Origin of the sequence: Massilia sp. CMS3.1 (genome assembly GCF_051262535.1) — a bacterium.
Lineage (GTDB): Bacteria > Pseudomonadota > Gammaproteobacteria > Burkholderiales > Burkholderiaceae_D > Telluria.
Window position 1 is genome coordinate 1 of sequence record NZ_JBIMES010000105.1, and the last position, 283, is coordinate 283.

Sequence of the window (283 nt, forward strand, 5' to 3'; positions counted from 1 at the left end):
CATTCGGCAGCTTGGCACGAAGGTCAACCACAAGACGGTTCAAAACCTGATGGGTCAGCTCGGCCTGAAGTCACTGGTTCGCCCCAAGAAGTACCGTTCGTATGTAGGTGAGGTTGGTCACGCAGCGCCGCATGTCCTGCAGCGGCGCTTCAACGCGATAGAGCCAAATCAGAAATGGGTGACCGACGTCACCGAGTTCAACGTCGCCGGCGAAAAACTGTATTTGTCCCCCGTCATGGACTTGTACAACGGAGAGATCATCGCTTTCGAGACATCGAAACGC

At 55.1% G+C, this 283-nt stretch carries 1 protein-coding gene; it reads left to right on the forward strand.

The genetic code is table 11. The annotated features are described in order from the left end of the window. A partial coding sequence (locus tag ACHAC9_RS24615; RefSeq protein ID WP_435764454.1) for a DDE-type integrase/transposase/recombinase occupies positions 1 to 283 on the forward strand: 283 nt, incomplete at both ends.